Source organism: Streptomyces sp. NPDC102274 (assembly GCF_044766385.1).
Classification (GTDB): domain Bacteria; phylum Actinomycetota; class Actinomycetes; order Streptomycetales; family Streptomycetaceae; genus Streptomyces.
Genome location: NZ_JBIWLW010000068.1, coordinates 1 through 19937 on the forward strand (window position 1 = coordinate 1; position 19937 = coordinate 19937).

Sequence of the window (19937 nt, forward strand, 5' to 3'; positions counted from 1 at the left end):
AGCAAGGCATCCGACGAACCCGCCAGCCAGCACCGGCCAGCCGTCACCATCGCCTTGAACCACAGATGGCAGTGACCCCAAAAGCAACGGCATTGTCATGCATTCGACAGGGGGACACAGTCATGCCGGGCCCGGAGGCCAGCGGCCCCGTTGCAGGACCGCGAAAAACATAACGGGGGGTGGCGCGGTGTGCGGTGGAGCGGGGAGGGGGGCGGTCATCGGTTCCGGGACCGGATCGCTGCTCCGAGCACGAACTGCCGGTATCGGGCGCCGCACGCCGCTGCGGTGTCGGTCAGGTTCAGGTGTTTGCGTCGATTACGAGGGCGACCGTCCGTGTCCGGCCGACCAGGAGAAGAAGCCCGACTTCGTCGTCTCCGTCCGTGGGGTGCGCTGGACTCAGGCCCAGGGGCAGGCCCAACGCGTAGGCGAGCAGCGGCGTCTCGTCAGGCGAGTCGACCACGTGGTCGGCGAGCGTCGCGCAGAGATCCCGGACGAGCCAAGGGAAGAGTTGATGGGTATCGGTGTCGGCTGGTGGATCGGGATGCGGCCAGCCGGATCCTGCGAGGTAGGCGCGCAGCAGGTCGTCCTGGAGGGCAGTGATGAGCGCGGTCAGTGCCGGGGCGTCGAGCAGCGTGCAGGTGTCCTCGCTGGTCCGGTGATCCCAGACTGTCTCATCCCATCCGCCCTCGTCACACAGCTCTGCACCGAACTCTGACGTGGACAGCCAGCCGCGGATCGCGCGATCCGCGTCGTCCGTGCCGGCGGGCAGATCCAGGTGGTGAGGTGACGATACGACATGAAATCGGGGACGGCTGCTGTTCGTCAGGCACAACGACTCGCTCAGCAGGGTGGTCGTACACGCTGCTCGGGTGCGGAGATCGGCCTGTTGGTACCGGGACGGGTTCAACAAGGCGCATCCCTGGTGGCTGGTCAGCTCGCACGCAGGATCCGGCCGCTCCTGACCGTCCGGGAGCCTGGCGGGCATCATCGTCAGCCTCAGCAGACCTCTGCCGCGGCGGGCGAGTATATGCCGCTCCCCGGCGGACGGTGCGTTTCCCTGCCCGGTGGCGGGGCCGATCCATACCACGCCGTCGAGACCCTCCGCGTCCAGGCGGTCGGCGAGATGGGCGATAAGGAGCCGCACTCGGGCCGGTGCGCGCCCATGAGGGTCAAGGGTCGCGGACAGTCTCTGCGTCAGGAGGCCGACACGCGTTTCGATGGACCGTAGTTCGGCGCTCTGCGCGGGGAGGAGCTGCTCGATTGTGACGGGATACCTGTGGCCGTCACCTCCGATTCCGGCGCCGGGTCCCAAGTACAGGCCCTGGCGGACCATATGCTCCAGGGTCCCGGCCGGCGTAGCGGCACGGACTCTCCAGCGGGCAACGGCGAGCCGGCTCGCATCGCCGGGCGGTCCCAGCCAGAAGTTCAGCAGACCTGCGGCGGCCAGGACCTCATCAGCGTCGTACGCCCAGCCTGCCCGGGAGCTGGCTGCCTGCGGGCTGTCGCAGGTGTGGCTGAGCCGACGGCACAGCCATCCACATCCAGCATGGGACGCGGTTGTTGCAGTGGCACTGTTTCGCGGGCGCATGAGTTGGCTCCAGATGTATATGAGGACGCTTACACGCGTGCATGAGCGGGGGCTGGTGGTGGCCGGTCGGGCGGGTTGGACGATTCATGCGGCTGCCTGATGTCCCGGGCCTCACCGGCGAGTTGGCGCGCTGGCGGGACCGGCGGCGGACACGACACCGGTGGCAGTGCGGAATTGGGGTGAGGCGTGTTCACCAGAGGCCGGCCCCTGTCTGGCGGTCGAGGATCTGAAGGGCTGCCGCCCGGCTGTCGTGGGTGTCGCTGCTGCTGTAGGCGGACGCGATCTCGGCAACGGCTTCCAGTCCGGTGAAGGCCGTGAGGGCGACGTCCTCCTCGGCGGTGAGCGGTCGCCCGTATGCGTCCAGGCTCAGCTCGCGCAGGGACGGGTTCAGCGTCCAGGCCCCCATGGCCAGCCGTGCGAAGTCGCCAACGAGGTAGCCGTAGCCGGCATCCTCGAAGCCAGTGAGCCCCATGCCGGCTTCCCGGCCCCACACCCAGTTCGTCTCCCGGAAGGACCCGTGGACGAAACCCACCGGCAGGAAGGTCTTCACACGTAGCAGACGTGCTCGGCGCCCCATGGCGAGGGCGAGTTGCTGGTCCGAGAGGACGTCGCGCAGGTCCTCCAGGTGTCTGTCCGTCGTCGTGAGCAAGTCCAGCAGCCGCTTCTCGGCGGCCGCACGTGCTTCGGCCTCGGAGGTCGGGACGGGCCCCTTGTGGAGTTCGCCCAGCAGGCGGGCCGCGTGCTGACGTACTGCGCTCTCCTCGTATGGCCGCGTGAAAGCGTTGGAGAGGGCCGAGGCCCCGGTGCCGGGCAACGCGTTGGTCACGAAGGCGTTCCGGGACGGCGTGTACGCCAGGAGCCGCGGTTCCTGGCGGCGCGGAGCCGGGACAGCACGGCTGTACGCCAGGATTTCCTGGGTGAAGAGCCCGAGCGTCTCGACGACCTTCACTTCCACCTGAAGACCGTCGGACATCGTCAGCTCCCACACCTGTGACGAAGCGTGGGAGCTGGACGCCTCACGGACAGCGGTCACGCCCGGGTCCAGCCAGGCCTGTGCCCATCGCGCAATCGCGGCGGGTGCGGCGAGCACTTCTGTGTCAGTCATGGCTGGTCCGCTTTCTTGCTGATCATGTGCGGGTGCGGAACCCCGGGGCCCGCGCTTTCGGAACCGGAGGCGTGTTGGCCACCACGGCCTTCATAGTCGAGAGTCGGTGCGGAGCACCGCCGTTGGCGAACCGTTCCGGGGGCGTTGCCTCCGGAGTCGCCAGCCGACTCACGCGGCTCGCAGAAACACAGTCTCTCGCATTCGTGAAGCACTTCTCTGACCAGCTCGGCTTCTTCCGAGTACCAGCCCGCTTCCGGCACGGTCAGGTCGCAGGCCGCGGCCGCCATACGCGGATCGAAGTCGTCAGGCGGCAGAAGAGCCATCAGGCGGAGCATGCGCGCCACGTCGGGCAGCAGATCACGGTAGAACCCGTCCATGGCGCTGCCGGTTATCGGCATAGTGCTTCTTCTCCTCAAAAGCGGGCCAAGGGCCAGTGGGTAGTGCGGGCGGACAACCGTGCGGCGCGCGGAGCCCCGGCGCGGTCAAGGGGGCCGACAGCGATCACGGTGACGGTTTGCTGGCGCACGGCCGGGGGCGGGGCGGCGGCGCCCGGTCAGCGGCCCCTGCCCGTGCTCGCCCTGCGATACGGCCCACGCTCCGTCCGATCAACGAGCCGCGTCGCCCTGGCACGGGTCGGCGTCCTTGCGCAGCGCGAAAAGGCCGGCGCCCAGCACGATCCAGGCGGCGGAGACTGGCTCGGGCGGCGGCATCACGAGCTGATCCGATCACCGGGGCGGGACGCGGCGAGGGTGTACTCCTCGGCCTTGGCCGTCAGCAGGGCCAGGCTCGCCCGAGGTTCCTCGGCACATTTTTGCGCGGCGTCGAGCCTCACCTTTGCCGCCGTGTCCGTGCTGTACCTGATCCACGACGCGTGATGCTCCACATACAGCGTACGGTCCCCGGGGAGCACCAGTTCCCCGAGATGGAGTCCCATCGGCGGGTCTTGCTCGGTGCCCCACACCCGGATCTCGGCGTTGCCCGCACGCATGAGATGAACGAGGTGGGTGAGCTGCTCGGCCATCTGGTCGGGGTGGACGACCGGGCACTCCAGGACGCTCAACTCGACCAGGAACAGGTCTCGCCGATCGAGAAGAGGGCGGCGGTTCGCAGTGCCATGCTCACGCAGCTGCTGCGTCTCGCGCAGGGCCTGGGTGTAGGCGGGAGTCTGCAGTGGTTCGGGCAGGAGCCTCACGCTCCTCCAGCGCACGGCGAGTGCCTGACGCTCAAGAGCGTCCAGGCGCGCCACATAACCAGGGCGCTCGTCAAGGCACTGGCCCTCAAGCGCGGGGTTCGCGGCGCTGCGCAGTATGTTCCGCAACGTGCAGTGCACCTCGCGTACCTGTTCTCGCGGAGCATTCAGATACAGGCCCAGCAACCCCCAGACGGATTCCAGGCTCGGCGGCGATATGCCGTCTTCCATTGCAGTGATGTCGTCGACGGAACATCTCAGGTGGACAGCGGCTTCCTCGGGCAGCTTGAAGCGTGCGTCGCGCATGGCTCGCAGGAGAGCACCGACCACGATCGGGGCGGCAGCGGTTGGGGTAGGCGTGGTCATCAGATGATCCGTCTCGTGGCGGGCGGTGGTAGCCGGGGGGCGTCGTGTGCCGGACCCGGGCAATGGGTCCGGCTCTTGGGAGAAGCAGGGCGTTGTGAGGAATCGGTCGGCCGTCTCTGATGTCATCTCGCCATGGACATCGGGTCTTTGGTGGTCGTTACCGCTGGTCGGCGACGAACCGCTGGAGAGGCCGCGCGGCAGTCCGCACGGGTCGGGACCGGTGCGCGATTTGGCCCACGGTGGTTCAGGTGGCTCATGGCGTATGGGGCTTAACTCGACCCGGGGCCGAGTTGGGTACCCGAGCGCGTTTTCTGCGCCGGTCGGTTCCCTCCTCAGCAACCAGTCTCTGAATGCCGCTTCCTGCCCTGCCGGTTACTGCGGCGATCTGCCGGATCGTCATCCCCTTCCCGCCGTCGTAGGCCGATACGGCGAAGTCCCTGAGCTGTGCATGCTGCTCAGGGGTCAAGTTCTGGCGGGGTTTGAACCTTGGGATGCTCTGGGCGGGGACGGATGTACTGAGGCATACGGGGGCGGTGGCCCATCCGTTGGCGGCGAGCGAGGGGTGCCCGGCGAGCGGAGTCGGGGCGGGTTGCACTCCAGGGAAACGGGCAAGGAGGGCCCGCATGGCGAGTCCGGCTTGGAGCCGCGCGAGGGGAACACTGATGCGCTGGTGGACATTAGCCCCAAAGGCGATGTGACCCTCAATGCGCGAGGCCTGGGCGACCTCGTAGGCGGTGCCGCTGGCGAGGGTAGTAAGGATGGCCTCCCCGGCGCGTACCGTCACGTCACCGAGCTCGACGTCGTCGACGGCGTAGAGGAGGGGCGTGGCGCTGACGCTGGGCGACCAGCTCAGGGCCTCCTCAAGGCGCTGGTCAGCCAGAGCATTACCCTCCGCCAGCAGCCAGGGGCGGGACAAGAGCGCGTGGAGCGTATTGCCGACGAGATGGATGGTGCTCTCGAGGCTGGCGACGAGTGTCCAAAGCACCGCCTGGCTGCGTTCCTCAGAACTCAGACGGTTCCCGTCGACGCCACGCATAGTGATGAGGTCGGTCGTCAGGTCATCACCGGGACGGGCCCGTTTGTGGGCGATGAGGTCGGCAACGACCGTGTGCATCAGGGTGGTCGTACCGGCGGTCTCGGTGACCGCGGTGGTGTCCATGACTCTCGCAGCGAGGGCACCGATGTCCCGGCGGATCCGGCCCGTTGCACCGAACAGATCGCAGGTCGTTTCCAGGGACAGTGGCATCGCGTAGTCCGCGCGGAGATCGACGATCTTCGTGGCGGGACGGTCGGCAAAGGAATCGAGCAGGGTGCTGATCGCGGCTTCGGCACGCGGGCGCAGGCGTTCCTCGGCGCGTCGGCGCACTGTATGGGAGGAGATTCCCACTCTCCTGAACGTCTGCTTGTTCTTGTCCGGGCCCAGCCTCGCCTGCAGGTTCGACCCGCCGATCCAGCCCAGGATCCACACCCAGTCGGGACGGCGGGCGACCTGCGGCCACAGCGACCAGTACCTACGGTGGTCCGGGCTCACCTTCGAGTTGAGAAGGAGAGGATGCAGCAGCTCGTTCTGCGTAATGGCATGGGCCGGGATACCACCCGGCAGAGAGACCGCCACCACCGGCCCGATACTGCGCAGTCGGTCGGCCTCGTAGCGGGCGTCGCGTTCGAAGGGGGCGAGTGCGAAGCGCTGTTCCGTCACGGGGACACCTCCTGGCTGTCGGGCGGGAAGGAAAGGGAAATGGGCAGTGATGGTGCGCTGTTCGTGGTCCGGGCCGGTGAGGTAGCCCGGATCACGCCACCTGGCGAAGGGCTGGAGGCTGTCGAGCGGCCTGGTAGTGGTCGCTCCCCGGTGTCACCGGTCGGCTGGAAGCCGGGGTGGCTCCTCCCGCGGGCGCGTGCTGCCATTCCTGCCGGTGTGGCAGGTCGCTTGGCCCGCGCCCGCGGGAGGTCATGCGGTGTCGAGGAAGACGGGCAGGTGATCGCCGGCCGCCCGTGTGCGTGCGGTGCGGTCGGAAGGTCCCGTATGCATGGAGCTCGGTATCCCGGCCAGCGGTGAGGAGGGGGCCGGCTCGTTCGGAACGACGGCGTGTGCCGGCCGCTGGCCTGCGGTCGCGTGTCTGTAACACCAACAGAGGTGGTGCCCTGCGGTCTGGAGGGCCCAGTGCCGCAGGGGGCGCTCATCCCGTCCGCGACGGGGGCGCGGACGGGACGAGCTCCCCGGGTCTCGCGGCTTGCCCCCGACGCGCCAGGCGTGCTGGCCGCTGGGACGTCAGGAAGACGGCTTCCCGGTCCGGCCACGCCGCGGCTTGGCCCCTCTCACACACGGTGAGCGGACGACGGCGTCGGGTTCGTGGGGACGGAGCGGGGCGCAGGGCATGCGGGACTCCTTGTCCTGGTGAGAGGCGTGGGCTCTGAGGCCTTGCTTTCCGCCTCACACTCTGCCGTCCGGACGGGACCGGTGTCGTGTCTCCAGTCCCCATCTGCGCCCCATCTCGGAGGTGTCTGTCGAAACGGAGCAGAGGATTCGGGGGCGCATACAGCGCATAGGCGGCATCCAGTGCGGGTCTGGCGACCGTGTCCCCATATCGCCCCCACATTCCGGCCGCGACGCAACGGTCATTTCATTTCGAGTAGTACTTTCTAGGCCAAGTGGGCTGGGGGTAGCGAGGTGAAGTGGGGTCGGAACGGGGTGTGTGCGGTGATGCGCTGGTAAGCCGGTAGACGGCACCGTTGGGGGGCCGCGACGACCGCGCGGCTGCCGCCGACGGAAGTGGGTCACCGTGACGTCTGTTCTGCCAGCCGCCCGTCCTGGGATCGGCACCGGTTTCACCACCGAAGCGCATGAGCAGCTCCGAGCCCGGGTGAGAGAGTTCGCTGAAAGTGAGATCGAGCCGGAGATACCGCGTATGGAAGCGGAGCGGCGCGTGGAGCGGGATCTGGTGAGCGCGGTCGCCCGCCGGGGATGGGTCGGGGTGACCGTGACGCCCGAGGATGGAATCACGGCGGTGGGGCATCTCGCGAAGACGGTCATCGTTGAGGAACTGTCCCGGGTCAGCGGAGCCATCGGCGCGGCGGTCCAGGCATTGCAGCTCGGTGTGGCGAAGATCAGTCACTACGGCACCGCGGAGCAGAGGGCGAAGTGGCTGCCCCTGATCGCCGCGGGTGACTGCCTGCCGACCATCGCGGTGACCGAGGAGCAGTCGGGCGGGCACGTTTTGGGTATGGAGGCCACCGCCGTGCGCGAGGGGGACGACTATGTTCTGAGCGGCCGTAAGGTGTTTGTCGGCAGTTCCCATATCGGTGACCTGCACGGGGTGGTCGTCCGTACGGGTCCCGGTTCGGAGGGGCTGACCGCGTTCCTGGTGGAGGCGGACAGGCCCGGTCTGCGGCTCGCTCCTCATCGCCCGGCGATGGGATTGCACGGGTTCGGCTTCGGCGAGCTGGTCTTCGAGGACTGCCGGGTGCCGACGTCGAACCGGCTCGGCCGCGAAGGCGAGGGCCTGGAACTTGCCCACTCTTCCAGCATTCTGTACGGGCGTGCGAATTTGGCGGGCGTGGCGCTCGGTACCCATCAGGCGCTGTGGGAGCAGACAGCCGCGTATACGACGGAGACGTACCGCTACGGAGTTCCTCTGGCGCGGCAGCCGGTCGTGGAGCAGGTGCTCGGCCGGATTCAGTCGCGGCTGATGACCGCGCGGACGCTGGCGTATCACGCCGTGAGCCTGCTGGACGCCGGGGTTCCGTGTGACGCCGAGCTGATGAACGCGAAGCTGGTCGGAGTGGAGCTGGCACGGGAATCCGCGCAGGACGCGATGGATCTGCACGGCGGCGCGGGGCTGTTTCCGGATCTGCCGGTGGAGCGCTACTTCCGTGACGTCCAGCATCTGTACGCGCCGGCGGGCACGTCGGAGGTGCAGTTGCTGCGTCTTGCGCGGATGGCGCTGGGTGAGAGCCGGGCGCAGTGCTCGGAGACGCTCGCGGACCGGCTCGTGCCGGGAGGACGGCTGGCCCTGACGACGTAGTGGTGGCGCCCCTGAGGGGTGACAGTGTGTGCTGTCACCCCTCAGGGGCGCCGTGTGTTCCGTGTGAGTGCGGTGGTGGTTAGGTCCGGGCGTTGTCGAGGATCAGGTTCATGGCCTGGTGGGCCTTGTCCTTGATGTAGGCGAGTCCGTCGTCTCCCCAGGGGCGGGGTTCGGGGCCGACGAGGCAGACGGTGCCGATGATCAGGCCGTCGGAGGGGTCGACGAGCGGGGCGCCGACATAGGTACGGATGCGGTAGCGGTCGACGACCGGGTTGCCCTTGAAGCGCGGGAAGGCGCGTACGTCTTCCAGGACGAGTGCCTTTCCCCGCCGGTCGATGACATGGGGGCAGAAGCCCGCGTTGCGGGACATCCTGCGGCCGAAGGCGAACCGTCCTGTGGTGGCGGGAGAGTTCGGGCCGGTGCCAGGTTCGTAGAGGCCGAGGAAGTGCTGGTCCTGGCCGACGAGGTTGAGCATGGCGTACGGCTCTGTGTGAATGGCGGTGAGTTCGACGGCGCCGCGGGCGAGGTCGGCGGCGAAGGCGTCGAACGGGGCGAACTGTTCGGGGTTTTCCAGGCCCAGCTGGTGGTGGCGTTCGGCGCGCTCGCGGATGAGGGATTCGGCCGGCGGGTAGAGGTGGCGTGCGGTTTGGGGGTCGAAGGTAGTGGTCACGGGTGCCTCTCCGGGCTGTAGGGGCAGGTCAGGCGGGCACGGGTTCGGGGGCGCGGCTGTGCGCGTGCTCGATGAGCGCGGCCAGCACGCCTTTGACCGAGGGCTCCTTGCGGGCGTCGCAGGTGAGGACGGGGACGTGTGGTTCCAGGTCGAGTGCGTCGCGGATCGCTTTTTCGGGGTAGAGACCGGCGCCGTCGAAGTGGTTCAGGGCGACGGCGAAGGGGATACCGCGGGTCTCGAAGTACTCGATCGCGGGGAAGCAGTCGCGGATGCGGCGGGTGTCGGCCAGGACGACCGCGCCGACGGCGCGGTCGGACAGCACTTTCCACATGAACCAGAAGCGGTCCTGCCCGGGGGTCCCGAACAGCAGCAGCTGGATTTTCTGGGCGTGCAGTGTGATGCGTCCGAAGTCCATGGCAACGGTGGTGGTGGTTTTGCCGCCGACTCCGATCAGGTCGTCGGTGCTCGCTCCGGCCGCGGAGAGCGTCTCCTCCGTCTTGAGCGGGGGGAGTTCGCTGACCGCGCCCACGAACGTGGTCTTTCCGACGCCGAATCCCCCGGCGATCACGATCTTGACGGGGGTCATGGTGTCATTTGCGTAATCCCTCAAGGACTCTCTCCAGCAGGTGGCGGTCGGTGGGGTCGGCGGTCGTGTCGGGCATGGCCATGACGACGGACCCTGTGGTGAGCAGGTCGCCGACCAGGACCTTGATGATCTGGACGGGATAGTGGAGCCGCGCGGAGAACTCAGCGACCGAGACCGGGGCCTGCCGGCACAGACGCACGATGTCCTTGTGGGCGTGGTTGGTGGGGACGGCAGGCCGGTCCGCCGAGGTGAGAGGGCGTGCCCTCACCAGGGAGTGGAGGTCGAGTGGATGCTCGGTGTGGGTACGGCCCCCGGTCACGAGGTAGAGGCGTTCCGCCGGCGCGGGCCCCTCGATCCAGGGAACGGGATCGGATACGGGCATGTCACCGCGCCGACGGTTCTGCGGGGCTCTGCCGTGCGGGTTCGGCGAGGTGGATGGCGACGCTCTTGATGAGCTGGGTCATCTCGTAGCCGATCTGCCCCGTGTCGGAGCCGGGTTCGGTGAGCAGCGTGAGGAGGCTGCCGGACCCGGCGGCACCGCAGAAGGCGAGGGTGTCGTCGAGTTCCAGGATGGCCTGCCGGAGGGTGCCGCTCGACTCGATGATGGAACCGAAGCTCTCCCCGAGGCTGACGAGACCGCAGGCGCGGGCGGCGAGCTGGTCGGCCTGGTCCTTGTCGATGCCGTACCAATGACGGGCGAGGCCGTCGGTGGTGGAGAGCAGGGCGGCGTTGATCCCGGGCACGCGCTCGGTGAGGTCCTTCAGCAGCCAGTCGAGATTCTGGGTTTCCGTCATGAGGGTTCCTTGTGGGCCTGGTCGGGGTGGGTGTCGGACTGGATGGCGTCGCGGCGGGCGGCGGCGCGGCCTTGGAAGAACTGCGTGGCCAGGCCAGCGGTGGGTCCGCCTTCCGCCGCGGTGCCGGAGGGACGCGCGGTGCGCCGCAGCTCGGGAGCGAGATAGCCCTTGGTACGCCGGGCCAGTTGGGGCAGTCCCTGCTCCGGGGCTCGTGTCTGCGCGGTAGTGGCGGTGTGGTCGGGCTGCGGACGGGGCTGCCCGTCCGGCACCGGGAGGGCGGCTACGACGTGGGGCCGCACGCGTGCCGCGACCGGGGCGGACGGCCCGCCGGGCCCGGCCGGCAGCGGGGGCGCGGAGGTGCGGCTGTGTTCAGGATCCCCAGGCTCCTCGGTGACCAGCAGCGCGTGGGGCAGAAGGACGATGGTCTGAGTGCCGCCGAAGATGTTCGGTTCGAGCCGCACGGCGATCTGCTTGTTCTGCCGGCGGGCCAGGAGCGCGACGACCAGGGTACCGATCCGGCCGTCCTTGAGCTGCTTGTCGATGACCCTGTCCGGCTCCGCCGCCGCGAACATGTCGTTGAGCCGGTCGCGTACCTGGGCCGACATGGTCAAGCCGCGGTCCTGGATCTCGACCGCCACTCCGGCCCTCACCATCCGCGCGGTGATGTGGACGTCGGTCTCGGGCGGACTGAACCGGGTGGCGTTCTCCATGAGCTCGGCGAACAGGTGGATGATGTCGGGGGCCACATGACCGTGCAGGAGCACGTCCACGTCCTCGATGACCTGCACCCGGTGGTACGCCTCGATTTCCTGCATGGCCTGACGCAGGACGGCGGGCAGGGCAAGCGGATCGGTGAAGCGCCGGGGCACGGCGCCGCCGACGACGGCGATGCTGTCCGCCTGGCGGCGGATCCGCGTGACCATATGGTCAACACTCAGCACATCGCCCAGCAGGGTGGGAGCCTCGATCTCCATCTCGACGGCGTCGAGTCCCTGCAGAGCGCGGTCGACGAGGTTCTGGAGTCGCCGGGCGAGGTTGTTCAGAACCTCGACCCGGCGGGCACCGGCCGTCGCGGACACGGCGGCGAGCGCGGCGTTGTACACATCGGCGAGCGCGTGGGCCACATGGCCGGCCGGGCTTCCGCCCTCCCACTGCTCCAGTTTCCTGGGCGCGGGGACAGGCCCGCCCTGCCGCATCTGCTTCGCCACCTCGTACAGCCCTTGGCTGGTCTTCGTGGTCTGCTGCAGCAACTGGGCGAAGGCGTGGCGGACCGCAGCGTCGGACATCTCCCGCTGGCGGATGAGCGTGCGGGCGGTGGACCGGGCGCACAACCACGACACCACCACCGCCGCCGCGGCCGTACCCGGCACCGCGACGCCGAGGGGACCGGGTATGAGCCAGGGGCAGACAGCCGCGGGCCCGAGCACGACAGCGTGCGGCAGGACAGCGGTCCGTACGAGGCGGGCCTTGAGTGAGGCGGGCGTGCTCATCGGGGGCGGGGATAGCTTCCCATGTCGTCGGGCGACACGTTCCCCTGCCACGTCGGCAGGGGGAAGGAGATCAGGCATCAGATCCTCGTAAACAGAAAGAGAAACAGGAACGGGGCCGGGCCGGGCCGACGAGACGGAACAACGTGTGCGGAGCCGTCAGGCCCCGGCGAGGGCGCCGGTGGTGCGCAGGGCGGTGTCGAGCGCGTCCAGGCCGATGCGTCTGCTGCGGGGCCGCACCAGACCCGCCGTCCCGTAGGCACCCAGCTCCCGGCACCGGCGCGTCAGCCACCGCCAGTTGAGATGCAGGATGTCCGCGAGAGCCCGCAGCCGGTCGCCCGGCGCGGCATCGCCCAGCGCGCCGTGGAAGCGGGAATACTCGACCGCGTCGCCGTAGGCGCCGACCTCGGCGCGGCTGTCGGTGGCATCGACCCGGCAGAGCATCCCCGGTTGTCCCCAGTCCGCCAGGACCGCCCGCCGGCCCGGGAACAGCATCAGGCCCGGCATGTCCGTGTATGGGGACTGCGGGGACAGCCACACGGTCAGACCCTGTGACTCCCACCAGGCCACCAGCAGGAACAGCCAGATGCGTTCATGGAGAGGGCCTTCGCCGAGTGGCTGGGCCAGGCTCACCCCGATCCCCTCCGCGCGGCCCCGCAGGGACTGGACATGGGCGCTCTGATGGCGGAACAGGACCCGCATCGCAGCCTCTTCCCAGCGTCGCACAGGCGCCCAGAGCCTCGCCGGACCCATGGTGTGCTCCAGGTGCCCGGACAGATGGCGGGCGCAGCCCCACCCGCCCAGCCAGGCCGCGGAGGATTGGGACAGATCGGTGAGAGCGGCTATACCGAGAGCTGAACGGGGAGCCGACACATGCGGGCCGAGTTCGGTCTCCGCTTCGGTCAGCACGTGGTCGTCGGCCAGCAGCGCGTCGTCCAGGCACACTGCCGCCCAAAGGATCGAGCATGTCAGATCGTCCAGCTCATACGCGGTGGGAACCGACATGGTCCGCCAGGGACTGCCGGTGGCGATCTGACGCCGGGCGTGCACCGTGTCGAGCGCGTGCAGCACGGCCCTGCCCTCCTGATGGAGTCCCGCCAACACCAGTCCGCGGCGCGCGGGCCCGACGAACTGGGCGATGTGTGCCGCGTCCTCGTGGTGCAGGACGGCCAGATCACCCGACGGGACAGCGTCGTAAAGCTGCGCCGCCACCGTTGTCCCGTCGAATGCCGGCGATCCGTCCAGCCGCCAGACCCCGTCCATACCCGGTGCCGGCGGCGTGGGAGACAGACTCGACCAGGCCCACTGAGTGTCCAAGGCCAGTACGGCCGCATGCGACGACATCCGTGCAGGCCGCGGCACGACGACATCGCGTGCGGGAGCCGGACTGAACAGCAGGCTGATGCTGACGCCCATCATCTCCTCCAGCACCACCCGCGCGTTGCCCTGCGGCAGACAGTCCCCCGCCATCCACCGCAGGTACGTCGAGTTGCTTACCGTGACGGTTCTGAACCGCTCTCCTCCCGTCCGCTCCGCAACCCTTGAGGCCGCGACAGTGAACTCGGCGCGGAACCGGGACCAGTTCGCCCAGCCCTGGCGCTCCAGCAGAAGCCCCAGCAGCGTCGACACTGACGTCCCGTGCAGTAAATCCCCGCTGGATTCCGCCTGTTCGGCGGGAACCACCTGAAGTCTCACCTCTCCCCTCCTCCCCTGTGCCAGTCCCTGTCAGCGCGCATACGTCCGCCTCGCCGACCGAACCAACCAGCTCGCCTCCATCAGGTGATCGGCGATAGTCAGACGCTCGGAACCGTCCAGCGGCGTGAACCACACCTGCCCCTCGCACGGCCGGGACACCCTGGGGCACCACGCTGCTCCCCGTCTCATCTCCACGCCCCGGACCTCGTGCCGGTCCGCATCCCACGCCGTCACGGGCACCAACAGCACGCCGTGCTTGCCACAGTGCGCTACCGGTCCGACTGGAGCTCCGCGGGAAGCCATCCACGACAGCACCCGCATCCCGGCCTGCCCACCCGGCAGCTGCGCCACATCACCACGCTCGCTCTGAAACCGCGCCACCATGTCTGGATCACCCGTCGGCAGTACCAAAGCCGGCAACCCACCAGGCCGAGGCAGCACGGCACGGTGATCCAGCAGCGACGCGCCTCCCGCCAGTTCCTGAACACTCACAGCGCCACCCCGGCCGTAATCCGCTCGGCCAACCGCAGCGCCTGGTCCGGGGAGAGGCGCACCTCCAACTCGTCCCGGGCGTGGGCGCCGCCGGGCCTGGCCTCTGTGCCAACCCTGCCGGACGTGACATCGGTGAGCAGCCACCGCATCCGCCCGGCGAGCTCGTCCAAGCCAGTTTCGCAGGAGAAGTCCAGGCCACGGGCGACGTCATCCGCGCCCAGCAGCGCGCCCAGGGACACGGCCGTCGCGGGACTGTCAGCGTCACGGATCTCGATGACGAGAGTGTCCGGATCGGCGACGGTCACATCGGCGCGCAAGCCGTACAGTCCGAACGCGTCGAGGAGACGATCGGCGATATCCGAGGAGCGGATACACGGCGCGAGGAGACGCTCGATCAGGAGATGAACAGCGGCACTTCGGCGCAGAGTGATCACAACGTTGCCGCTTCCGTCGTCACCGGTGCTCGCATCGATGCCGGCCTCGGCCAGCCAGGCCGCGGCCGCAGTGCGGTTCAGCTCGAAGGGCAGCAGGCGCTTGTTGCCCAGCAGCACTAACGCGACACAAGGTGTGCCCTGAGGCGTCTCCACGCGGCCGATGACACCCGACCTCGCCACAGCGTCGGCGAGAACATCGACCGTCGTGGACGCGGAAGCGTCGGTAATCACGGTGGAGCCCTCTTTCTCATCGCGGACAGAAGTCTTCTGACAAGCTTCGGAATCAGTCACGCCACAGGCTCCAGCGCGGTGAGGACCGGGCGTCGCGGCCCGACGGTGACACCGTCGGGCCGCAGTTCACCGGTGTCCTCGAACAGAAATACGCCGTTGCACAGCAGGCTCCAGCCCTGCTCCGGCAGGTGCTGGGCGATGGTCTTGGCGGTGTCCCTGTCAGGACGCTCGGCCGCCGGACAGCGAGGTGTGTGGGAGCACATAGGTTTCCTCAACGAGTTGAAGGGCTTGGAGGTCGGGGCGGGTCAGGGTTTGCGGCCGACGGCGGCGTACGAAGGCCATTGGCCGGTATCGCTCGCGAAATCGGGCGTTGCCAGACCAGGGGGAACCAGTTCCCAGTACCGGACGAGCGCAGCCGTGATCTCCCCGCCGCTGCGGACGCTGGTCCGGACCCCGGCGCCGGTGAGGATCTCGGCCGCGCTCCGCATAGGACCGGGGCGGAAGTCGGCCGTGAAGTGTGTCGCCACGAGCGCACTCCCCGGGCAGACGGCCTGGCTGAACTCCCGCAGGGACCGGGCCATCTCCTCGTCTGTCAGATGGTGCAGGACCGACCGCCAGACCAGGATCACCGGCTCCGACAGATCAATCGTCTCGGCCAGCTGCGGGGAGGCGAGGACCGACCGCGGGCGGGTGATATCGCCTCTCAGGTGTCCGGTGACGACCGATGTCCGACTGCTCATGACGGCGGTGCTGTGCGCGGCCACGACGGGATCGTCGTCGACGTACAGGACACGGCCGTCGGGCCGGTGCTCGGCGATCACGTCATGCAGATACGGAGGCCGCGGCAGCCCGCACCCCAAGTCGATGACCTGCCGCAGACCGCATACAGCGGCAAGCTCCTGCACCGTCTCGTCGACGAAGACCCGGTCCTTGGCCATTGCCCCCGGCAGGAACGGCGCCGCGTCGAGCAGGCGCTCCACCACGGCTGTGTCGGCCGGGTAATGATCCTTGCCGCCCAGCAGACGGTCGTACACACGGGCGGGGGTCGGCCGAGTGAAGAAATCGGAGCGCAGGCCCGCAGGCCGGGTGGCATGCATGGGTGCGAGACCTCCTCAGGCGATGGGAAGACGAAGACGAGTAAGAAGGGACGCGAGGTGGTCACGGTGTGCCCACGCGACCATGCCGTGACCGGGCAGCCCGCACTCACCCGCCGTCCGCACCCGCTCCCATACCGACGAGAGCTGACGACTACTGGTCAGCCAGCCCGTATACCCGGCCTGGTCCGGACCGGTCGCAGACGGCAGCGCGGCCTCCGTGCTGGTAAGAAGAGCGACATCGGCCAGCCCGGCCCTCTGGAACACCGTGCGGGGCATGCCATCCATAAGGGGATCGGCGCAGACCGCCGCATCGAAACCGCCGATCACCAGCGCGCGGCGGCGCTGCCCGTCCAGCAGCGTCACCATGCTCGCGGTCCGGCTCGCAAGGAGAAGGGCTTCGCTGCGGCGCGTTACCTCGTCGGTGGAGGACACCCTGCCGGCCACCACACACAGCGGCGTCGAGTCGAGGCCCGTATCCGAAAGCTGCACCGCCACCGTTGTGGGCGGCGCGCTCAGCACAGACGACGGGTTGGAGAGCTCACCGAGCGGCCTGAACATGCCTCTGTCCGCGAGGACCGCGGTGTGCGCCTTCTCACCGGGCCAAACGTCCAGACCCAGCTCAAACGACGCCTCATAGAACACCCGGCCGTTGTCGGCGTCAGCCCCCTGCACTCCCTGCCAGAAGACCAGGTGAGGACCAAGCCCCCGCAGCACGTCATACACCGCCCTCCGCCGGGCCCGGCCATCCATCACCCCCAGCCCCAGACTGACGGCCACAAGGAACTCATCACGACCGGCCGGCCGCGCTGCCGCCCGAGTCCCGGCCGTAAGGCCCCAGGTCCCGCGCCCGCCGGCAGGCGCGGAAGGACCACTCGCACTCGCCGGCCCTTCCGGCCGAGCGGCGGACGGCCGCGTATCTGCGGAGACCTCGGTGAAGCTCATGAATCCTCATCAATGTCGGAACGTGGACAGGGTCTGGACGACCTGGCAGGAAGGCCGGACCGGCCGCCGCGGGAATGCACACGGCGGCCGGGAGGCAACGCCCGTCCCGGGGTGCCTCGCTCATTCCTCCGGGACCTGGGCAGGCCCCCGGGGGCGGAGGAACAAGCCCGTCTACACAGGCGGATGCCGGTCACAACCGTCCCCATCCGCCACGTACCGGCAACGCCCGGCTGCACCGCCGCGCCGACGCGAGAGGTACCCGAGCCTCCCTGCCGACGGAAGCACCACCTCACCCCGGGCCGCGCTCCGCCCGGCAGCCTCCGCCGGAACGACGGGGGAACCAGGCGAACCGGCACTCCGGGCCGACGGACCGGCAGACACGTTTCCGCTGACCTCCCACACCGGCTCGCCAACCAGAAGACCAGCGTCCTGGGCGCACACCGCCTGCACCAGCAGTCCGTTGACCGCACCAGCCAGCCAGTACACGTCCTGAGCCGACAGCCGCCCCTGCGAAGAACCCGCCGCGGCAGCGTTACCAGCGCGCTCAATAACCTCACGGCACTCCGAGGACGAAGAACCGTCGACGCCCAGGTAGCCCGCCCACCGCTCGACGTACGGGATCAGTACCGTGATGTGTTCCCTCAGCCTCTGAACGGCCCCCAGGAGCGTGTCGGCGTCCAGGACGGCAAGCCGCACCCGCAACTCAGGCCCTGCGGCGTTCGTGTACCGGCAGGCGTTGGTGACGAGCTCGCTGACGGCCAGCACCGCGTCCTCGACGTCGCCGTCCCAGCCGAGGGCGGTCACGAGCATGCAGGTGTCGGCGCGGGCCCGGCGCGGCGCCGTCACGTTCATCGCGTGGGCGCGGGTGATCTCACCTTGCACGATGGCCGGCTCGCAGGGTGCCGGGGCGTACGCGTGCGGCAGCGGCGTGCTTCGGGCGACATCCTCGGTCGGCAGTCGCCGGTCTTCCGCCGGTCTTACGGGGTGCATGGGAGAACTCCCTGATCTGTGTGCACGCTCGGGCACTCTCAGCGAGGGCCTTACAAGCGTGACAACGAGCGGCGGACGGCTCTACCCCCTAACCCGCCCCGGAACGGGTTCCTTCAATTGACCGCGTTCCTCGGGTTCTCCTCGGATTCACCTCGGAGTAGCCAACTTCTCCCTGTATAGGGAAACTTGATAGGCAGACAGCTCTACCGTCGAAGCAGTGACGTGCCAGGCTAATGAGATGGGGAGGCAACCGTGCTGTTCTTCCGGCTCCTGCTTGAGCAACGCGGCATCAAGAGTGCGGAGGAATTCCTGCCGTCGTACAGAGTGGCGGCGGGCCGTTTGGGACTCGACGCGGAACCCGCCCCGAAGACTTTCGAGGGATGGTTCTACGACGGGCGCCGCCCGCAGCGGCCCTTCCGCCCAATCCTCATAGAGATGCTCGGCTACAGCATCGACGACCTTTGGACGGACGTCCCCGCAGGGACCACTCCCAAGTTCGCCCCTCTGGTCGGCACGTCACCCATTGCACCCCACGTCGCTCCCGGCGTGGACATGAGCGAGATGAAAAGGAGTGGCGCGATGGCCGTTCGACGTGCCCGGAATTACGTCCTGCAGACGGACCGTGACCGGCTGGGAGACAACACACTCCCGCTGCTGCACAACCAGATGGCGCACCTGGTGAGCGAATACCCGCGCGTAGCGCTGTCGTCGATCTGGGACGATCTCCTCGACGCGCAGGACCAGGTGATCCACAACTTGGAGACCGGCAAGCACCGGCCTTCCCAGCTCAGTGACCTCAACTTCATGGCGGGCGTGCTCGCCTTCCTCGTAGCCAAGGGCTTCAACGACATGGAGGACCGGGAGCAGGCCCGCACGATGAGCCTGCTCGCCGGGGCGTTCGCCAAGGACGCGGAGCACCCGGGGCTGATGGCGCTCGTCAACGGTCTGCAGTCCCTCGTCGAATACTGGGCGGACCGGCCCGGCGACGCCTTGTTCTACGCACAGAAGGGCGCGGCGCTCGCCTCGAACCTCAACGGCACCGTCGGCCTGTGGCTGCTCGGTCTGCAGGCCCGGGCCGCCGCGATCCTGGGCGACGCGGAAACCGTACGCGCCGCGAACCGCGATGCCCTCGATCGGCGTGCGAACGTCGCCCTCGACGATCTTGACGGGCTGGGCGGGTTGCTCACTTACTCGGCCGAGAAGCAGTTGTACTACTCGGTGGAGGCCGAGGCACTCCTCGGCCACGGCAGCGCGGGCCTGACTGCTCAGGCGGAGCAGGCTGTCCATGGGTTCAGCAATCCCGAGGACCCGAACTGGGCCTTCGGGGATCTCGCGGGCGCCCAGTGCAACCAGGCGCTGATCCTTCTCAACGCCGGCGAGGTCGACGGGGCCTCGCAGGCGATCCGCCCTGTGCTGGATCTACCGTCCAGCTTCCGCAACAACGGCATTGTGGTGTCAGCTCACCGCGTCCGTCACGCGCTCATGAACAGCCCGGCCCGCACCGCCGTCACCGCCCGCACCCTGCGGGAGGAGATCGCCGTGTACGCCCCTCGCAGGGCTGCTCTGCCCGCAGGACCCCAGCGATAGAGTTCCGCCCATGCACCAGGTCCAACAATCCGGCCAGCGCCTGATCCTGCGCGAACTCACTGTCGAAGACGTCGACGCGGTGTTCGCCATCTACGGCAACAGTGAGGCGACAGAACACCTATCGTTCGAGCCGCGGACACGGGAGGAGGTCAGCCAGATCGTTGCCCGGTCGATCGGCTCCGCCACGGCGGAGCCACGTAGCGAGTACGCCCTCGCCGTCGTAGAGCGGGACACCGCCGAAGTGATCGGATTCGGCCGCCTGGCCCTGGACCCCCACCAGCCACAGGCAGCCACCTTCGGGTTCGCGCTGCGTCCGGACGCCTGGGGCGTCGGCTACGGCGTCGAGACCGTACGACTCCTACTCAGCCTCGGATTCGACGGCCTCGGACTGCACCGCATCTGGGGCGCCCGCTCCCCACTCAACGAACCCTCCGCGAAAACCATGACCGCGGCCGGCATGACCGAGGAAGGCGTCATCCGCGAGCACATCAAAAAGGCCGGACAGTGGCGCGACTCCGTCGTTCACTCGATCCTCGACCGAGAGTGGGCTACGCCCACCGCCCGCGCCTAGGGCCTGTTGTGAAAGCCTGGTCAGAGCCATTCGTTGATGGCTGCGATCAGCACTGTGGCTTCGTAGCGGACGGCGAGTTTGTCGTACCTCG

General features: G+C 68.6%; 19 protein-coding genes. 3 read left to right on the forward strand and 16 right to left on the reverse strand.

Annotated elements, in window-relative coordinates:
* Positions 1 to 298: 298 nt before the first annotated feature.
* The 5 genes from ACIRQP_RS40475 to ACIRQP_RS40495 all read right to left on the reverse strand — a co-directional run bounded on the left by ACIRQP_RS40475 (position 299) and on the right by ACIRQP_RS40495 (position 5947).
* Positions 299 to 1144: a hypothetical protein gene (locus ACIRQP_RS40475; protein WP_403900203.1), complete on the reverse strand. Its 846-nt coding sequence runs from the start codon at positions 1142 to 1144 to the stop codon at positions 299 to 301.
* A gap of 634 nt (positions 1145 to 1778) precedes the next feature.
* Complete coding sequence (locus ACIRQP_RS40480; RefSeq protein ID WP_403900205.1) at positions 1779 to 2693, reverse strand: phosphotransferase; 915 nt, start codon at positions 2691 to 2693, stop codon at positions 1779 to 1781.
* Positions 2690 to 3091: a hypothetical protein gene (locus tag ACIRQP_RS40485; RefSeq protein WP_403900206.1), complete on the reverse strand. Its 402-nt coding sequence runs from the start codon at positions 3089 to 3091 to the stop codon at positions 2690 to 2692. The genes ACIRQP_RS40480 and ACIRQP_RS40485 overlap by 4 nt, the downstream gene beginning before the upstream one ends.
* Positions 3092 to 3402: 311 nt before the next feature.
* On the reverse strand, positions 3403 to 4248 hold the full coding sequence (locus ACIRQP_RS40490; RefSeq protein ID WP_403900208.1) for a Scr1 family TA system antitoxin-like transcriptional regulator: 846 nt from the start codon (positions 4246 to 4248) through the stop codon (positions 3403 to 3405).
* A 253-nt stretch (positions 4249 to 4501) separates the two neighbouring features.
* Positions 4502 to 5947 (reverse strand): cytochrome P450, encoded by a 1446-nt coding sequence (locus ACIRQP_RS40495; RefSeq protein WP_403900210.1) that lies wholly within the window; start codon positions 5945 to 5947, stop codon positions 4502 to 4504.
* Positions 5948 to 7061: 1114 nt separating this feature from the next.
* On the opposite strand from ACIRQP_RS40495, the gene ACIRQP_RS40500 reads away from it, so the two are divergent.
* Positions 7062 to 8270, forward strand: coding sequence for an acyl-CoA dehydrogenase family protein (locus tag ACIRQP_RS40500; protein ID WP_403900236.1), 1209 nt, complete (start codon positions 7062 to 7064; stop codon positions 8268 to 8270).
* A gap of 79 nt (positions 8271 to 8349) precedes the next feature.
* Here the strand turns inward: ACIRQP_RS40500 and ACIRQP_RS40505 are convergent, their stop codons facing one another.
* From ACIRQP_RS40505 to ACIRQP_RS40555, 11 genes are all read right to left on the reverse strand, one after another.
* Positions 8350 to 8940, reverse strand: coding sequence for a GAF domain-containing protein (locus ACIRQP_RS40505; RefSeq protein WP_403900212.1), 591 nt, complete (start codon positions 8938 to 8940; stop codon positions 8350 to 8352).
* A 28-nt stretch (positions 8941 to 8968) separates the two neighbouring features.
* Positions 8969 to 9526 carry a GTP-binding protein gene (locus tag ACIRQP_RS40510; RefSeq protein ID WP_403900238.1) on the reverse strand — a complete coding sequence of 186 codons (558 nt, stop codon included), beginning with the start codon at positions 9524 to 9526 and terminating at the stop codon, positions 8969 to 8971.
* Positions 9527 to 9530: 4 nt separating this feature from the next.
* The gene (locus ACIRQP_RS40515; RefSeq protein WP_403900214.1) at positions 9531 to 9908 is read right to left on the reverse strand and encodes a DUF742 domain-containing protein; all 378 of its coding nucleotides are present in this window, start codon (positions 9906 to 9908) and stop codon (positions 9531 to 9533) included.
* Position 9909: 1 nt separating this feature from the next.
* Entirely contained in the window at positions 9910 to 10320 is a 411-nt protein-coding gene (locus ACIRQP_RS40520) for a roadblock/LC7 domain-containing protein (protein ID WP_403900216.1), read from the reverse strand.
* Positions 10317 to 11810, reverse strand: coding sequence for an ATP-binding protein (locus ACIRQP_RS40525; RefSeq protein WP_403900218.1), 1494 nt, complete (start codon positions 11808 to 11810; stop codon positions 10317 to 10319). The genes ACIRQP_RS40520 and ACIRQP_RS40525 overlap by 4 nt, the downstream gene beginning before the upstream one ends.
* A 156-nt stretch (positions 11811 to 11966) precedes the next feature.
* On the reverse strand, positions 11967 to 13502 hold the full coding sequence (locus tag ACIRQP_RS40530; protein ID WP_403900220.1) for a hypothetical protein: 1536 nt from the start codon (positions 13500 to 13502) through the stop codon (positions 11967 to 11969).
* 488 nt (positions 13503 to 13990) lie between these two features.
* Positions 13991 to 14659, reverse strand: coding sequence for a hypothetical protein (locus ACIRQP_RS40535; protein WP_403900222.1), 669 nt, complete (start codon positions 14657 to 14659; stop codon positions 13991 to 13993).
* Positions 14660 to 14715: 56 nt separating this feature from the next.
* Entirely contained in the window at positions 14716 to 14922 is a 207-nt protein-coding gene (locus ACIRQP_RS40540) for a DUF5999 family protein (RefSeq protein WP_403900224.1), read from the reverse strand.
* Between the two features lie 42 nt (positions 14923 to 14964).
* Entirely contained in the window at positions 14965 to 15756 is a 792-nt protein-coding gene (locus ACIRQP_RS40545) for an SAM-dependent methyltransferase (RefSeq protein ID WP_403900226.1), read from the reverse strand.
* Between the two features lie 15 nt (positions 15757 to 15771).
* Positions 15772 to 16479 (reverse strand): hypothetical protein, encoded by a 708-nt coding sequence (locus ACIRQP_RS40550; protein ID WP_403900228.1) that lies wholly within the window; start codon positions 16477 to 16479, stop codon positions 15772 to 15774.
* Positions 16480 to 16869: 390 nt separating this feature from the next.
* Positions 16870 to 17688, reverse strand: a complete 819-nt coding sequence (locus ACIRQP_RS40555) for a DUF6415 family natural product biosynthesis protein (RefSeq protein WP_403900230.1) — start codon at positions 17686 to 17688, stop codon at positions 16870 to 16872.
* A 252-nt stretch (positions 17689 to 17940) separates the two neighbouring features.
* Here ACIRQP_RS40555 and ACIRQP_RS40560 point away from each other — a divergent pair, with 252 nt between their 5' ends.
* Complete coding sequence (locus ACIRQP_RS40560; protein ID WP_403900232.1) at positions 17941 to 19275, forward strand: hypothetical protein; 1335 nt, start codon at positions 17941 to 17943, stop codon at positions 19273 to 19275.
* Between the two features lie 10 nt (positions 19276 to 19285).
* Positions 19286 to 19846 carry a GNAT family N-acetyltransferase gene (locus tag ACIRQP_RS40565; protein WP_403900234.1) on the forward strand — a complete coding sequence of 187 codons (561 nt, stop codon included), beginning with the start codon at positions 19286 to 19288 and terminating at the stop codon, positions 19844 to 19846.
* The last annotated feature ends 91 nt before the right edge of the window (positions 19847 to 19937 follow it).

What these genes read in the sequence shown, in the direction of transcription:
- ACIRQP_RS40480 (WP_403900205.1), bottom strand. Translation starts at nt 2,693, where the DNA reads ATGACTGACACAGAAGTGCTCGCCGCACCCGCCGCGATTGCGCGATGG.
- ACIRQP_RS40485 (WP_403900206.1), bottom strand. Translation starts at nt 3,091, where the DNA reads ATGCCGATAACCGGCAGCGCCATGGACGGGTTCTACCGTGATCTGCTG.
- ACIRQP_RS40490 (WP_403900208.1), bottom strand. Translation starts at nt 4,248, where the DNA reads ATGACCACGCCTACCCCAACCGCTGCCGCCCCGATCGTGGTCGGTGCT.
- ACIRQP_RS40510 (WP_403900238.1), bottom strand. Translation starts at nt 9,526, where the DNA reads ATGACCCCCGTCAAGATCGTGATCGCCGGGGGATTCGGCGTCGGAAAG.
- ACIRQP_RS40515 (WP_403900214.1), bottom strand. Translation starts at nt 9,908, where the DNA reads ATGCCCGTATCCGATCCCGTTCCCTGGATCGAGGGGCCCGCGCCGGCG.
- ACIRQP_RS40520 (WP_403900216.1), bottom strand. Translation starts at nt 10,320, where the DNA reads ATGACGGAAACCCAGAATCTCGACTGGCTGCTGAAGGACCTCACCGAG.
- ACIRQP_RS40525 (WP_403900218.1), bottom strand. Translation starts at nt 11,810, where the DNA reads ATGAGCACGCCCGCCTCACTCAAGGCCCGCCTCGTACGGACCGCTGTC.
- ACIRQP_RS40540 (WP_403900224.1), bottom strand. Translation starts at nt 14,922, where the DNA reads ATGTGCTCCCACACACCTCGCTGTCCGGCGGCCGAGCGTCCTGACAGG.
- ACIRQP_RS40545 (WP_403900226.1), bottom strand. Translation starts at nt 15,756, where the DNA reads ATGCATGCCACCCGGCCTGCGGGCCTGCGCTCCGATTTCTTCACTCGG.
- ACIRQP_RS40555 (WP_403900230.1), bottom strand. Translation starts at nt 17,688, where the DNA reads ATGCACCCCGTAAGACCGGCGGAAGACCGGCGACTGCCGACCGAGGAT.
- ACIRQP_RS40565 (WP_403900234.1), top strand. Translation starts at nt 19,286, where the DNA reads ATGCACCAGGTCCAACAATCCGGCCAGCGCCTGATCCTGCGCGAACTC.